The organism is Kribbella sp. NPDC051718, from assembly GCF_040681515.1.
Classification (GTDB): Bacteria; Actinomycetota; Actinomycetes; order Propionibacteriales; family Kribbellaceae; genus Kribbella.
Map to the genome: position 1 here is coordinate 75,173 of NZ_JBFAYZ010000014.1, position 13,676 is coordinate 88,848.

12 protein-coding genes and 1 tRNA gene are annotated in these 13,676 nt (G+C 66.6%); 8 read left to right on the forward strand and 5 right to left on the reverse strand.

Translation table 11 applies throughout. The features are described 5' to 3' along the window. Nucleotide 1: 1 nt before the first annotated feature. The 3 genes from AB0M15_RS37260 to AB0M15_RS37270 all read left to right on the forward strand — a co-directional run bounded on the left by AB0M15_RS37260 (nt 2) and on the right by AB0M15_RS37270 (nt 1,947). Entirely contained in the window at nt 2-586 is a 585-nt protein-coding gene (locus AB0M15_RS37260) for a hypothetical protein (RefSeq protein WP_363830157.1), read from the forward strand. Nucleotides 587-693: 107 nt separating this feature from the next. Next, nucleotides 694-1,095, forward strand: coding sequence for a hypothetical protein (locus tag AB0M15_RS37265; RefSeq protein ID WP_363830161.1), 402 nt, complete (start codon nt 694-696; stop codon nt 1,093-1,095). A 66-nt stretch (nt 1,096-1,161) separates the two neighbouring features. Further along, a complete protein-coding gene (locus AB0M15_RS37270) occupies nt 1,162-1,947 on the forward strand; it encodes a hypothetical protein (RefSeq protein WP_363830164.1) in 786 nt (261 codons plus the stop codon). Between the two features lie 90 nt (nt 1,948-2,037). Here the strand turns inward: AB0M15_RS37270 and AB0M15_RS37275 are convergent, their stop codons facing one another. Continuing rightward, nucleotides 2,038-2,937 (reverse strand): hypothetical protein, encoded by a 900-nt coding sequence (locus AB0M15_RS37275; RefSeq protein WP_363830167.1) that lies wholly within the window; start codon nt 2,935-2,937, stop codon nt 2,038-2,040. A gap of 12 nt (nt 2,938-2,949) precedes the next feature. Here AB0M15_RS37275 and AB0M15_RS37280 point away from each other — a divergent pair, with 12 nt between their 5' ends. Next, nucleotides 2,950-3,144: a hypothetical protein gene (locus tag AB0M15_RS37280; RefSeq protein ID WP_363830169.1), complete on the forward strand. Its 195-nt coding sequence runs from the start codon at nt 2,950-2,952 to the stop codon at nt 3,142-3,144. A gap of 337 nt (nt 3,145-3,481) precedes the next feature. Here the strand turns inward: AB0M15_RS37280 and AB0M15_RS37285 are convergent, their stop codons facing one another. From AB0M15_RS37285 to bcp, 4 genes are all read right to left on the reverse strand, one after another. After that, the gene (locus AB0M15_RS37285) at nt 3,482-6,316 is read right to left on the reverse strand and encodes a X2-like carbohydrate binding domain-containing protein (RefSeq protein WP_363830172.1); all 2,835 of its coding nucleotides are present in this window, start codon (nt 6,314-6,316) and stop codon (nt 3,482-3,484) included. A 119-nt stretch (nt 6,317-6,435) separates the two neighbouring features. Continuing rightward, a tRNA-Leu gene (locus AB0M15_RS37290) sits at nt 6,436-6,516 on the reverse strand. A gap of 47 nt (nt 6,517-6,563) precedes the next feature. After that, nucleotides 6,564-8,198 (reverse strand): VWA domain-containing protein, encoded by a 1,635-nt coding sequence (locus AB0M15_RS37295; protein WP_363830175.1) that lies wholly within the window; start codon nt 8,196-8,198, stop codon nt 6,564-6,566. Between the two features lie 327 nt (nt 8,199-8,525). Next, nucleotides 8,526-8,996, reverse strand: a complete 471-nt coding sequence (gene bcp, locus AB0M15_RS37300) for a thioredoxin-dependent thiol peroxidase (RefSeq protein ID WP_363830178.1) — start codon at nt 8,994-8,996, stop codon at nt 8,526-8,528. A 273-nt stretch (nt 8,997-9,269) separates the two neighbouring features. Between bcp and AB0M15_RS37305 the strand changes: the two genes are divergently transcribed. Genes AB0M15_RS37305 through AB0M15_RS37320 form a run of 4 tightly spaced genes read left to right on the forward strand, consistent with a single transcriptional unit; the run spans nt 9,270 to nt 13,640 of the window. Beyond that, on the forward strand, nt 9,270-10,775 hold the full coding sequence (locus AB0M15_RS37305) for a circularly permuted type 2 ATP-grasp protein (RefSeq protein WP_363830454.1): 1,506 nt from the start codon (nt 9,270-9,272) through the stop codon (nt 10,773-10,775). Between the two features lie 16 nt (nt 10,776-10,791). Further along, entirely contained in the window at nt 10,792-11,739 is a 948-nt protein-coding gene (locus tag AB0M15_RS37310; protein ID WP_363830181.1) for an alpha-E domain-containing protein, read from the forward strand. Then, on the forward strand, nt 11,736-12,578 hold the full coding sequence (locus AB0M15_RS37315; protein ID WP_363830183.1) for a transglutaminase family protein: 843 nt from the start codon (nt 11,736-11,738) through the stop codon (nt 12,576-12,578). Before AB0M15_RS37310 ends, AB0M15_RS37315 begins: the two co-directional genes overlap by 4 nt. Nucleotides 12,579-12,596: 18 nt before the next feature. Then, complete coding sequence (locus AB0M15_RS37320; protein WP_363830186.1) at nt 12,597-13,640, forward strand: glucose 1-dehydrogenase; 1,044 nt, start codon at nt 12,597-12,599, stop codon at nt 13,638-13,640. Nucleotides 13,641-13,676: the final 36 nt, after the last annotated feature.

Sequence of the window (13,676 nt, forward strand, 5' to 3'; positions counted from 1 at the left end):
CATGTTGTTCGCTGGATCAGACCGTGACGGCGTCGAGGCCGGCAAGATCACCGCGGCGTACCGGCGCTGGGCCGAGCCCCGCGTGGTCGAGGGCCGCATCTACCGGACCAACGCCGGCCGGATCGAGATCGACAGCGTCCGCCAGGTCAACCCGGACCTGATCTCCGACTACGACGACGACATCTTCGCCGCCGACCGGCAGAACGCCCGAGACGTCCGCCGCCGCCTCCGCGGCACCGAGGACTGGCCCACCTTCCTGATCAAGTTCCACCTGGTCGAAGGCCCAGACCCCCGCGAGGAACTGGCCGCCACCGCGGACCTGACCCCCGAAGACCTGGAAGACCTCCGCGCCCGCCTGGCCAAACTGGACACCCTGAGCCGCCACGGCGCGTGGACCACCGCCGTCCTCCAGCAGATCCAGGCCAACCCCACCGTCCGAGCCGCCGACCTGGCAGCAGCCCTCGGCCGGGACACCCCCACCTTCAAACTGGACGTCCGCAAACTCAAAAACCTAGGCCTCACCTACAGCCTCGAAACCGGCTACGAACTCTCCCCCCGAGGCGCGGCCTACCTCGCCTCGATCTGACCGACGGTCACGGTTTCGAACGATCCACGCCAGCCTCTAGGCAGATCCAACACAGAGCGTTACGGTGACTCTCATCCCGAGGGGGGCTCGGGGATGAGGGGAGAACCATGTCTCAGCAGTATCCGGAGTGGCAGCACCCGGACCAGCCCGCACCGCAGCCGCAGTACGGGCAGCAACCGCAGTACGGAAACCTGCCGGCACCGCAGCAGCCCGGCTATCCGCAGCAGCCCGGCTATCCGCAGCCGTACGGCGTCGGCTACCCGCAACAGGTGGCGCCCAAGAACCCGGGACTGGCGCTATTGGCGTCCTTCTTCCTTCCCGGCCTCGGCACCCTGATCAACGGCAACGTAGGCCTGGGCATCGCGATCTTCGCCGCCTACTGCGTCGCCGCGGTCCTCTGCCTGGTCGTCATCGGCTTCGTCCTGCTCCCCGCCGTCTGGGTCTGGGGAATGATCGACGCCTACCAAGGCGCCAAGAAATGGAACACCGCCCACGGCATCGTGAGCTAGCACCAGCCACACCACAGCATCACCACACCACATCCCGAGGGGGGCTTCGGGGATCGGGGAACAGTTATGTCCGAGCAGTATCCGCAGGTGCCACAGCCGCCTCAACAGCAGCCGCCGTCCCAGCAACCGCAATACCAACCGCCGCAGTACCAACAGCAGCCGTACCAGCAAGGGCCGGCGCCGTACCAGCGGCCGGTACCGCCGCCAAAGCAGCACAAGACGCGCAACATCGTCGCAGCCGGCTCGGTCGGGGTCGTGATTCTCATCGGTCTGATCGGTGGAGCCTTCAGCGACAAGGGCACGGACCCGAATGCCGGGAAGGACTCCAAACCCGCTGCCGTCGCGAGCGTGCCGCCCAAGGACGACAGTTCGGCTCCTGCCCCGGTCGCGACGACGAAGGCGCCGTCGACACCGAAGGCGTCGGCCAAGCCGACTCCTGCCAAGCCGGTCCCGGCCAAGACCACTGTCGCGCCACCCAAGCCGGAGCCGGTCGTCTACCGGAAGCTGACCTCACGGCAGTGGGCCAAACTCGTCAAGAGTCCTGACGATCATGTCGGGGAGACGATCCTCGTCTACGGGGTAGTCACCCAGTTCGACGCGGCGACCGGCGAGGACGGGTTCCGGGCGGACGCCGACTCGAGACGGCACAGCGAGTCCTACGAGTACCCGGAGAACACCGTCTTCCAGCAGGAGACCGGATCAACGAAGCTGGACGACGTGGTCGAAGGCGACTTCTTCACCGCGAAGGTGCTGGTGCTGGGCTCCTACAGCTACGACACCCAGATCGGCGGCAACACCACCGTACCTAGCTTCGAGGTCGTGTCGGTGTCGGTCACCGGTCACGAGGATTAGTTCGCAAAGCAACGGCCAGTTGGTCGATGGCGGCGACGTACAACAGGTCCTTGTTGACCAGACCGTGCTCGTCGCCGGCATCCACTCAGTTCACCTGGGGTGGGTGGAGCTCCACAGGTATGTGTCGAAGCCGGGGCCGCTGCCGGGGAGCAGGGTTTTGGCGTCGGAGTCGAAGGCGACGTGGCGGCCGTCGTCGGAGATTGCTGGGGCGAAGCTTCCGTTGTTGTTGTCGATTTGCATTTGCTCCTGATTGGCAGTGATCCAGTCGAGGGAGCCGGTCTTGCGGTCGAGTCGGTAGACGTCGCTGAGTTCTCCGTGGTCCAGACGGGTCAGGCGGGCTGTCGACCCGTAGGTGACGTACCGGCCGTCGGCGGAGACGTCGGTACGGTAGCTGCCGCTGATGTTGTCGGCCGGCTGCCCCAGGTGGCTGACGGAGATGTGTTCGAGGGGGTCGGTCCGAAGATCGCGCAGCCAGACGTTCGGCACCGGGTCCATTTCCGGCAAGTAGCCGACGATGGTGAAGACCACGAAGCGGCCGTCGTTGGAGATGGACGGCTTCCCGGCCTCGAAGACGTCGGAGCTGGGATAGACCGGCACACCCTGCGAAATCACTCGGGTGGTGTTCGCCCGACGGTCTCGTACGGCGATCTTCGTCGTGCCCTTGGTGTAGGTGACGACGCGTCCGTCCGCGGAGATCGCGGGTTGGCTGGAGGAGTCGGCCGACTGACGTCCGTTGACGGTCAGCGATACGCGCTCGGTCCGTCGGGCGCCGAGATCCCTGACGAAGACATCGGCGATGTCGTTGGTGTCGCCGGCGATCAGGTTCGTCGATTCGGAGGTGAACGCCACCTGGCGACCGTCGGCGGAGATCTCCGGCTGGTGCGCGCCACGGTCCGCCTGGCCCTGGCGACCGACGGACACCAGCGTCGTCCGCCCGGTCAGCAGATCGCGGAGGAAGACGTCCGGGCAGTCGTTGGTGTCATCGGGCAACAGGTTGGTGGCGTGGGAGTTGAAGGCGACGAACCGGCCGTCGGCCGAGATCGACCCTTGCCCGCTCTCGCGGTTGCCCTGGCCTCCATCGGCTCCGACCGAGACAAGCGTCGTACGGCCGGTCAGCGTGTCCCTGACGAAGACGTCGCGCTGGCGTTGAGGTCGTTGGGCACGAGGTCGGTCGCGTACGAGGAGAACACGACGTAGCGCCCATCCGCTGACAGGCCGAGTTCTTTCTCCGTACCCGGGAACGGAGCACTGCCCCCACTTCCCCCGTCGGGCCCGCCCGACACGAGCCCGATTGTGCCACGGTTCTGACCACTGCCGGCTGTCGCCGGAACAGCGACCGCTCCCACCGGTACTGCGGACACTGCGAGTACTGCGACCGCTGTTCGAAGCGGTCTGCTGACGTGGATGGTGTGAAGAAGCTTGACGATGGCCCCCTAAGGACACCTGCTAGATGCACTCACCTCCCAGGAAGTTGCAGTGCAAGGTCCGAGGGGTGGTCTGGGTCGGTTGGAGATCCCAGACCACCCGGGTGGGGCTACGCGGTCGTGTAGCGGATCACGTCGTTGCGGAGGACGGTGCCGGAGACCTTCACGATGCGCAGTGTGTGGTCGGTGTTGGTGAGGGCGGATCGGGTGAACACGGTTTGCAGAGTGCCGCGGGACGCGTTCTGCAGGTTCACCCGCTGGATGAGGACGTTGTCGACGTACACGTCGGCTTCGCCTTGGTCGGGGGCTACGGCCGTGAGCCAGGTGACGCTCGTGCCCTTGAAGGCGAACTCGAGGGATGCGCCGTTCGCGGTCGCTGCGTGGATGTCGTTGTGGTAATCGCTTCTGAAGGTGAAGTTCAGGCTGCTGTAGCCGATGGGTTGGGCCGCGAGATAGCTCTTCTTGATCGTGACCGCAGCACCGGATGTCGTGTAGTCGGTGCCGTTGACCAGCGTCGTGCCGCCTCGCTGGATCGAGGTCAGGTCGCTCGTTGGCCGGCCGAGCTGTACGACGACGTCCGCCTGAGCGGATGTCTTCTTGTCGAAGACCGCAGTGTCCGGCGTGAGAAGACTCGGCTGTCGTACGTCGAGTCGGTCGACCAGCATGAATTGACCGGACTTCTTCACCCCGCGGATCGTGTGCGTGCCGTTCGCCAGCCCGGAGATGCTGTAGACGACCTGCTGCGCACCACGGCCGCTGGCCTGGCTGGCGTTGACGGTCTGCTTGAAGGTGCCGTCGATGTAGATGTCGACCTCGCCCTGTGACGCATGCGTCTCGGTCACGTAGTCGACGCCCGTTCCGACGAACGTCGAGCTGAATGCGTCGCCGTTCGCTTCGGCGTACTGGACATCGTCGCGGTAGTCGCCGAAGCCGCGGCCGGTGCTGTTGCCCCACGACCCGGTGTAGGTGATCTGTGCGTCGTTGTTGTTGAGTGAGATGGTGCGGACACCGCCCGGTGTGCGGACGTTGAACTTGTCGAGCAGCATGAACTGGCCGGTCTTCTTCACGCCCCGGATCGTATGGATCCCGTTGGTGAGTCCGGAGATGCCGTAGACGACCTGTTGCGCGCTACGGCCGCTGGCTTGGTACGTGCTGACGGTCTGTTTGAAGACGCCGTCGACGTAGATGTCCACGTCACCTTGTGACGCGTGCTTCTCGGTGACGTAGTCGACGCCGGTCCCGGTGAAGGTGTACGAGAATGCGTCGCCGTTCGCCTCCGCGTACTGGACATCGTCCTGGTAGTCGCCGAGTCCGCGGCTCCAACTACGGTTCCACGTGCCCGTGTAGTTGATCGCCGGGTTGTCGTTGTTCACCTCGGTGGTACGGACGCCGGCCGCGGGCGCCGTGCCGCCGGCCGTGGTGTCCGCGACCGTGAGTGCCAGCGAGTCCGTGATCGTCGTGACCTCACGGCCACCGTTGCGCGGCCAGGTTCCGGCGTACCCGACCCGCTGGTCGTCGTCGTTCACGCTGATCGTTGAGCCTGCCTGCGGCGTCACCTTCAGCAGCCGTACGCCGTGCGCAGGTACTGCGGTCGCCGTGAACCCTGACGCAAAGCTGCCGAGGTCCTGCTTGGCCCACAGGTCACGCACCTGCGCCCCACCGGTCAGGCCGAGGTCGGACCAGTTCGCGGTGACCGTGGACTGTGAACCGCCGAGGTTGAACAAGGCAACGGTGTAGCTGCTGTCCGCGTTGAGCGAGTACCAGACCTGCTGATCGGTCGCGGTCGACACCGGCTGTGCTGGGCGGCCGGCCTGGTTGACCGCGATTACCTCTGTGTTCGTCAGCAGGCTCAGGCCGAACTGGTCGAGTTGCGTGAGGTCGTTGCCGACGTAGAACGGCGCCGCCGACACAGCCCACAGCGTCGCCGCCGTCCGCCGTTCGTCCTGGGTCAGGCCATCCATCGCGCCATTGCCGACGTTCAGCGAGTCGAGGTCGTTCCAGCCGCCGGGGCCGCCGTGTCGCCACCAATCGGCGAGCTTCGGGAACAGCCTGCTGATGTTCGGCCAGGCGGTAAGGGCCTGCCCGGGGCAGTAGCACTCGACGTCCCAGTCGATCCGCCAGCCGTTCGCGTACTGCTTCCAGTAGTCGGCATAGTTGATGTCGAGCGCCCATGACAGTTCGAACCAGATCCCGTGCGGGGTCAACGCCTGCGACCAGCCGGCCACCTCGGCGCGCGCGTCGAGCGAGAGGTCGTTGTGCCCGGAGCCCGGGGTGACGCTGTCGAACTTGAGGAAGTCGATGCCCCACTCGGCGTACAGATCGGCGATCGAGTTGAGATAGAGCTGTGCGCAGGGTTTGGACATGTCGATGCGATGCCCGAAGCCCCAGTAGTCGGCCTGCTGCAGTGGCTGGAGTGCGAGGTCACCAGTCCGGCACTCCGGGTGCCCGAAGACCGGGAGGTTGGCCTGTTCGAGGGCAGGCGAGATGCCGGGGATGCTGTAGATCCCGGCCTTCTGGCCGTTGGCGTGGATGTAGTCGATGACTTCGGAGAACCCGTTCGGAAACAGCGTCGTGCTGGGCTTCGGGCGGCCGTAGGCATCGACACCGTCGTTCCAGCCGGCATCGATGTTGATGTACTTGAACCCGTACGGCTGCAGCTTCTCGTGCATCGCGTCGGACTGTGCCTTGAGCTGTGCGGCGTTGATCCAGGTCCCGCCGTTGTTGGAGTAGACCTGCATGCTGTAACTGCTCCAACCCATGTACGGCGTGCGCGCGGCCTCACCGGCGGGTCCTGCCAGCGGCTGCACAGTTGCGGCCTCTGCCGCTGCCGTCGTACGCGACGGTGCAGCGACTGAGGTCGACGACAGGCCTAGCGGGATGAGCGCGGCAACCAGCAGGGTCGCCGCAGACACCCGGAGGCGTCTGCGTCCAGGGGAAATGGCCATGGCAGGGGGACCTTTCTGTCGATCCGGAACAGGCCGGACAACGCCTTTAATTCACGGCGTTCAGAAAGTCTGCACCCCACCGCCCCGCGTGGCTATACCTCACAACGCGGGAAGGGGTGTGCCAGAGGCGGGACTTGAACCCGCACGCCCGAGGGCACCGGCACCTAAAGCCGGCGTGTCTGCCATTCCACCACTCTGGCTGGAGGATCGGCGTCCCCCTGGTGACATCTTAGGGGGACGCCGATCGTCAGCGGCTCTGCAGGGCGTTGATGAACACGGTCCGCAGGTCCTGGGGGTCCTTAGCGACGAACGCCTGGCCGCCGGTGGCGGTGGCCAGTGCCTGAAGCTCGTTCAGGTCGGCGTCCGGGCCCATCCCGAGGGCGATGATGCGGACCGGGCGAGCCGGGTCCTTCAGCGCCTTCAGAGTGGCGACGGTCTGGGCCAGCGAGTGGCTGCCCGGGTCGTCGTTCTTGCCGTCGGTGAAGAGCAGGACGGCGTTCACAGCACTCGAGTCGTAGCCACTGCGGACCGCCTGGACGGCGGCGATCGCGGTGTCGTACAGACCTGTACCGCCGCCCTTGATCGCCTGTTGCGGCGCCAGCGCGGTGGTGATCCGCTGCCGCTGGGCCTCGGACAGCTTGGCGATCGGGACGAGCTCCCTGAAGTCGGCGACGTGGTCCTTGCCGATCTTCGTGGAGAACGTCCACAGGCCGAGCGCGGCGTTGTCCGGGAACAGCTTCAGGCCGCCGACCGCGGCTTCGATCGTGAGCTGCATCCGGGTCTTGTTGCCGACCTTCTCGGCCATCGATCCGGACACGTCGATCACCGCGAGCGAGTGGGCCGACAACGACAGCCGGGTCCAGTCGCTCAGTGACTTGTTGATCGCCGCCGTGGACGGGACAGGCAGCCGGCTGACCGCGCCGACACCCCGGCCGCCACCCAGATCACTGACCAGCGCGTCGCGGAACCCGAGGTCGTCCCGTGCCTGGGCGACCGCGTTGTTGATCAGCTCCTCGCCGAGCGCCTTGCCCGCGTCGGAGTACACCTGGTCGTTGGACGACGAGGTGACCACGATCGGGTAGTCGAGCAGCAGTGTGCCGGTCCGCGGCACGACCGCCTTCAACTCGGAGTCGGGGTGTTCGTCCTGGTACTTGACGAAGCTCTGCTCCGAGGCCGGTACGACGATCTGGCTGTCCGGTTGTCCGGCCCGGCCGAGCAGCCCGTTGACGTCGGTGTACGGCTTGGCCATCGACCCGAGCTGCTGGGCCAGCGGCACGATCACTCCGCCCACCTGGTTCTCGGTGGCCGATGTCCGCGCCCGCTCCGCCTGGATGGCGAGCAGGGCCAGCGCACCGGGCGACTGGCTCAACGGATCGAGTAGTGCCGGCCTGGTCTTGGAGAACGTGCCGAGCCAGGACGAGACGTCGGCGAAGTTGTCCGAGCGGCCGACCAGTACCAGCGGTGAGGTCGCCACGGACGGTACGGCGATCGTCGGCACCTGCTGGCCGTCATCGGCCTGGGACACCCACAGCGAGGAGTCCGGCACCCACAGATCAGGTCGGCCCTCCGCGTTGTTGGCGATGTTCCTGGCCACCGTGGCCGACGGGGCCGCGGTGATGGTGAACTGCAGACAGGCGGTGCTGTCGTCCTTGCGGTCCGCCACGGCCTTCGCCGCCGTTTCCAGCAGGGGCTGGATCTCGGGCGTGGTGCTGAGCCGGATCTGGGTCTTGTTGTTGCACGACTTTCCACCCAGGAACCCGTCGGCGCCCGATTCCGATCCGAAGGAGCGGACCACAAACACGGCGCCCAACGACAGCACCAGTAGCCCGGCGGCCGTCAGGTACAGCGGACGCCGATTGTTGTTGGTGTTACTTTTCGTCACCGCAGAGGAGTGTTTTCCCATCGCGGCAGGTCCCTCCCTCCCAGAGGCAGACTGCGCGCGCAGATTACCCGGTTTGCACTGGTCAGGGCGAAGAGCGCGGCCGATGTCCACGCAGCAGATGGAGGGTTGCAACTGGACGCGGAGCATGTCCGCAGTACTGCTCGTCCCTCAGAGGTCGGTTATTATGACGGAACGTAGTGTTTCCGCTGCGAACAGGTGAGAACCTGATGTGATCCAAATCACACCGACCCGCTTGGTCGAACGGCCTTTCCCTGGACCACCGTTATGAAACGGTTGCGGGTTTACCTTCGCGAAATGTCCTGACAATCAGTCGAGGCCGAGATCGCGGCGCAACTTCGCCACGTGGCCGGTGGCCTTCACGTTGTACTGCGCGACCGCGATCTTGCCGTCGGCGTCGACGACGAAGGTCGACCGGATCACCCCGGTCACCTTCTTGCCGTACATCGTCTTCTCGCCGAAGGCGCCGTACGCCGTCAGCACCTCTTTGTCCGGGTCGCTGAGCAGCGGGAAGGTGACGCCGTCGCGCTCGCGGAACTTCGCCAGCTTGGCCGGCTTGTCCGGGGAGATGCCGAGGACGGCGTACCCGTGCGCCTGCAGCGAGTCGAGCGAGTCGCGGAAGTCGCAGGCCTGCTTGGTGCAGCCCGGCGTCATCGCCGCCGGGTAGAAGTACACGATCACGCTCTTGCCGCGCAGCGAGGCCAGCGAGACGTCGTTGCCGTCCGCGTCCGGGAGGGTGAAATCGGGTGCTGCGTCGCCGACGGCCAGACGATCGGACATGAAGTGCCCCTCCCAGGATCAGGTGATTGTCCGACATTCTGCCGTACGCCGCCGACAACCGCTTCAGCGGCTCCCGCCCCGAGCAAGCGCTTGTGTTACACGGATGCGGTTCGCTTGTTACGTGCGGGAAAACTGACCTGGGATCCAGGTGCGAGGTGGGCATCCGTGGGTGAAGATTCGGAGATGAGCCGCGCATCGATCCGCCCCGCTGGCCCACAGTTGTTCGACGGCTACCTCGATCCGGGGCGGCCGCATGCCGACGCGTACGACGAGATGTTCGACGCCGGCGAGGAGGTGCGGCCGGCGTACCGGCGGTTGCACGAGTCGCTGACGCCGCTGCAGCCTGCGGACCTGACCGCGCGGTCCGAGGCGCTCGACCGGGCGCTGGTCGACCAGGGCATCACCTTCTCGCTGTCGGGGGAGGAGCGGCCGTTCCCGCTCGACCTGGTCCCACGGGTCATCACTGCGTCGGAGTGGGCCCGGTTGGAGCGGGGCATCGTGCGGCGGGTCCGGGCGCTGGAGGCGTTCCTTGCGGACATCTACGGCGCCCAGGAGATCGTGGCGGACGGCGTACTGCCGCGCCGGCTCATCACCTCCTGCGAGCACTTCCACCGTCAGGCGGCGGGCATAGCCCCACCCAACGGTGTGCGTATCCATGTGGCGGGCATCGGCGTAGTACGGGACGAGCAGGGCGACTTCCGGGTGCTGGAGGACAACCTGCGCAGCCCGTCCGGGGTGTCCTATGTGATGGAGAACCGCCGGACCATGGCCCGGGTGTTCCCAGACCTCTTCGCCAAGCATCGGGTGCGCGCAGTAGGCGACTACGCCGTCCACCTGCTCCGCTCCCTCCGTGCAGCGGCACCAGCCGGTACTACGGACCCGAACGTGGTCGTCTTGACCCCCGGCGTCTACAACTCGGCGTACTTCGAGCACTCGCTCCTGGCCCGGCAGATGGGTGTCGAACTGGTCGAGGGCCGGGACCTGTTCGCCCGCAACAACGTCATCTACCTGCGGACTACCGAGGGCGAGCAGCGGGTGGATGTGATCTACCGGCGGATCGACGACGAGTTCCTGGACCCGGTGCACTTCGTACCTGACTCAGTGCTCGGTGTCGCGGGCCTGGTGAACGCGGCGCGGGCCGGCAACGTGGTGGTCGCCAATGCGATCGGCAACGGCGTCGGCGACGACAAGCTGGTATACACCTACCTGCCCGAGATCCTGAAGTACTACCTGGGCGAGATCCCGCTGCTGCCGAACGTCGACACCTTCCGCTGCTGGCTGCCGGCCGAGCACGACGAAGTGCTCGACCGGCTGGACGAGCTGGTCACCAAGCCGGTGGAGGGCTCGGGCGGCTACGGGATCGTGTTCGGCCCGGATGCGTCGGCCAAGGAGCTTGCCGCGCAGCGCCGCCGGATCCGGAGCAACCCACGGGGGTGGATCGCGCAGCCCGTAGTACAGCTGTCCACTGTGCCGACCAAGGTCGGTGAGCGGCTGCAGCCCAGACATGTGGACTTGAGGCCCTTCGCTGTGAACGACGGCGAGTCCGTGTTCGTCCTGCCCGGCGGCCTGACCCGGGTGGCGATCCCGGAGGGCAGCCTGGTCGTGAACTCGTCCCAGGGCGGCGGCTCCAAGGACACCTGGGTGCTGGCGCCCAGGGCGTCCGACGATAACGCCGAGCTGCGCGGCCGTGGCCTGGCCGCGGCCGGTCTGCGCTCGGACGAGGCCAGTACTCCGGAGCAGGGCCCCGAGCTCAACGTCGCCCAACAGCAGCAACAGTGATGGGGAGGTGCTGACGATGCTCGCACGCAATGCCGAGTCGCTGTACTGGATCGGCCGGTACGTCGAACGCGCGGACGACACGGCCCGGATCCTCGACGTGTCGGTGCACCAACTGCTCGAGGACGCGACCGTGGACGCCGACACGGCCAGTCGCAGGCTGCTGGCGGTCCTGGGCATCGAACCGCCCAAAGGGACGACCCTGGACGTGTGGACGCTGACCGAGCTGGTGGCGATGTCCCCGGACCGCTCCGGCTCGATCGTCTCGTCCATCTCCAGTGCCCGCGAGAACACCCGGGTGGCGCGTGAGGTGGTCTCCAGTGAGCTCTGGCACTGCATCAACTCGATGTGGAACGCAGTACCCGAGCGCCAGCGCGCTGCTCGCCGAGTCGGCCCGCATGAGTTCTTCACCTTCGTAGAGGACCGCGCTGCGATGTTCGCGGGCCTCGCGGACTCCACGATGAGCAGAGACGACGGCTGGCGCTTCCTGGTGCTCGGCCGGTCGGTCGAGCGCGTCGACATGATCGTGCGGCTCCTGATGTCCCGGGTGGGCGACAAGCCGACCTCGCCGGGGTGGGTGACAGTACTGCGCTCAGCAGGCGCCCACGACACGTACCTGCGCACCTACCGGGGCGCTCTCGACGCATCCCGGGTAGTCCAGTTCCTGCTGATGGACCGGCTCTTCCCGCGCTCGGTGTTCCATGCGCTGAGCAAGGCCGAGTCCTGCCTGGAGGAGCTGGAGCACGGCGAGTCTGCTCGCATCGGCGCGAGCGCAGAGGCCAGCAGGTTGCTCGGCAAGGCTCGGAGCGACCTGGAGTTCCTGCGACCGGCTGAGCTGCTCGACGACCTCACTGGAAGGCTGCAGGCTCTGCAGGCAACCGTGCGCGAGGTCGGCGAGGCCGTGTCGCAGCAGTACTTCCACGCGGTGCCTTGGGTGGAGTGGAACAACGCGGAGGTGAACCTGTGAAGTGGCGTCTCCGGGTCGTCCACACGACTGGCTACCGCTACGCGACTGCCGTCACGCAGTCCTACAACGAGGCACGGCTCACCCCACGCAGCGACGACCGGCAGAACCTCATGGTCGCCCGGCTGGAGACAGTCCCTGCCACCCGTTCCTCCCGCTACACCGACTACTGGGGCACCGAGGTCAACTCCTTCGACCTGCACGCTCCCCACACCGAGCTGAAGGTCATCGCGGCCTCTGTCGTCGAGACCACAGCCCAGCCAACCCCGGAAGAGGAGGCGACGTGGGCGGACGTCCGCTCGCCCCAGAGCCTCGACCGGTACGGCGAGTACCTGGAGTTCGCGGAGTACGTCCCCAAGAACAAGGAGCTGGCCGCAATCGCCAGGGACCTCCGCAAGGACCTGAGCCCGGCAGAGACCGTCCTGGCGATCTCCAAGTGGGTTCACGGCACCATGACCTACCAGCGCGGGACCACTGGAGTGCACTCGTCGGCAGTGGACGCGTGGCAGGCCGGTGAAGGGGTCTGCCAGGACTACGCGCACCTGACGCTGGCGATGCTCCGCGCTGTCGGCGTACCGGCTCGGTATGTCTCTGGCTATCTGCACACCAAGGTTGATGCGGCTGTGGGGGAGACGGTGGTCGGTGAGAGCCATGCGTGGATCGAGGCGTGGACGGGTGGCTGGTGGGGGTACGACCCGACCAACGACATCCCGATCGCCCACCGGCACGTGTGGGTCGCCACTGGTCGTGACTACGGGGACGTGTCGCCGCTGAAGGGCATCTACTCGGGAGGAGCCGCCGCGGCAATCGATGTCACCGTCGACATCACTCGACTCGCCTGAATGCGGCAGAGTGTTCCTATGCGGGCGATGACGGTAGTGCCGGGCAAGGCTGACTCTGCGTCGGTCGGCGAGGTGCGGGAGCCCCCCGAGTCCGATGGCTCGGTACTGGTCGAGGGATTGCTCGCTGGGATCTGCGGGACCGACATCGAGCTGTGCAGCGGTCTCTTCGGCACTGGCCGTCCCGGCGCCGACAGGCTGGTGATCGGGCACGAGTCGCTCGGTCGAGTCCTAGAGGCGCCAGCGGGCTCAGGCTTCGCCGCTGGCGACCTAGTGGCTGGCATAGTCCGCCGCCCCGACCCAGTGCCCTGCCCAGCCTGCGCACGTGGCGAGTGGGACTTCTGCCGCAACGGCCGCTACACCGAGCGCGGCATCAAGGAGATGGACGGCTACGGCGCCGAGCGCTGGCGAGTAGACCCGTACTACGCCGTCCCGGTCCCAAAGCAACTCGGAAGCCTCGGCGTACTGGTCGAGCCCGCCAGCATCTTGACCAAGGCCTGGGACCAGATCGACCAAGTCGGTGCCCGCTCCTGGTACGGCCCGGAGCACGTACTGGTCACAGGAGCCGGTCCGATCGGGCTACTGGCCGCACTGATCGCCAGCCAGCGCGGGTACACCGTGCATGTACTCGATCTCGCCACTGACGGCCCCAAGCCACAGCTGGTGCGGGATCTCGGCGCGGAGTACCTCACCGATCTCTCCGACCTGACAGTGGCGCCGGATGTGGTGGTCGAGGCGACCGGGGCCGGGCAGCTCGTGTTCGACTGCGCGAAGCTGCTGCCGCCGGCCGGGGTCATGTGTTTGACCGGGATCTCGCCGGGGCCGGCGTCCATCGATGTCCAACTCGATGCGCTGACGCGGCAACTCGTAGTACGGAACGCTGCGCTGGTCGGGACGGTCAATGCGGCCAAGCGGCACTATGCCGACGCCGTGGATGTCCTGCTGGCCGCGGACCCGGCCTGGCTGGAGCGACTCATCACGCGGTCGGTGCCGCTGTCGGAGTGGCCGCGCGCACTGGTCAAGGAGCCCGGCGACATCAAGGTGGTCGTGGATCTCCAGTCGTGACCTGCAAGGATGTGATCAAACACTGTGAAGGGAGCC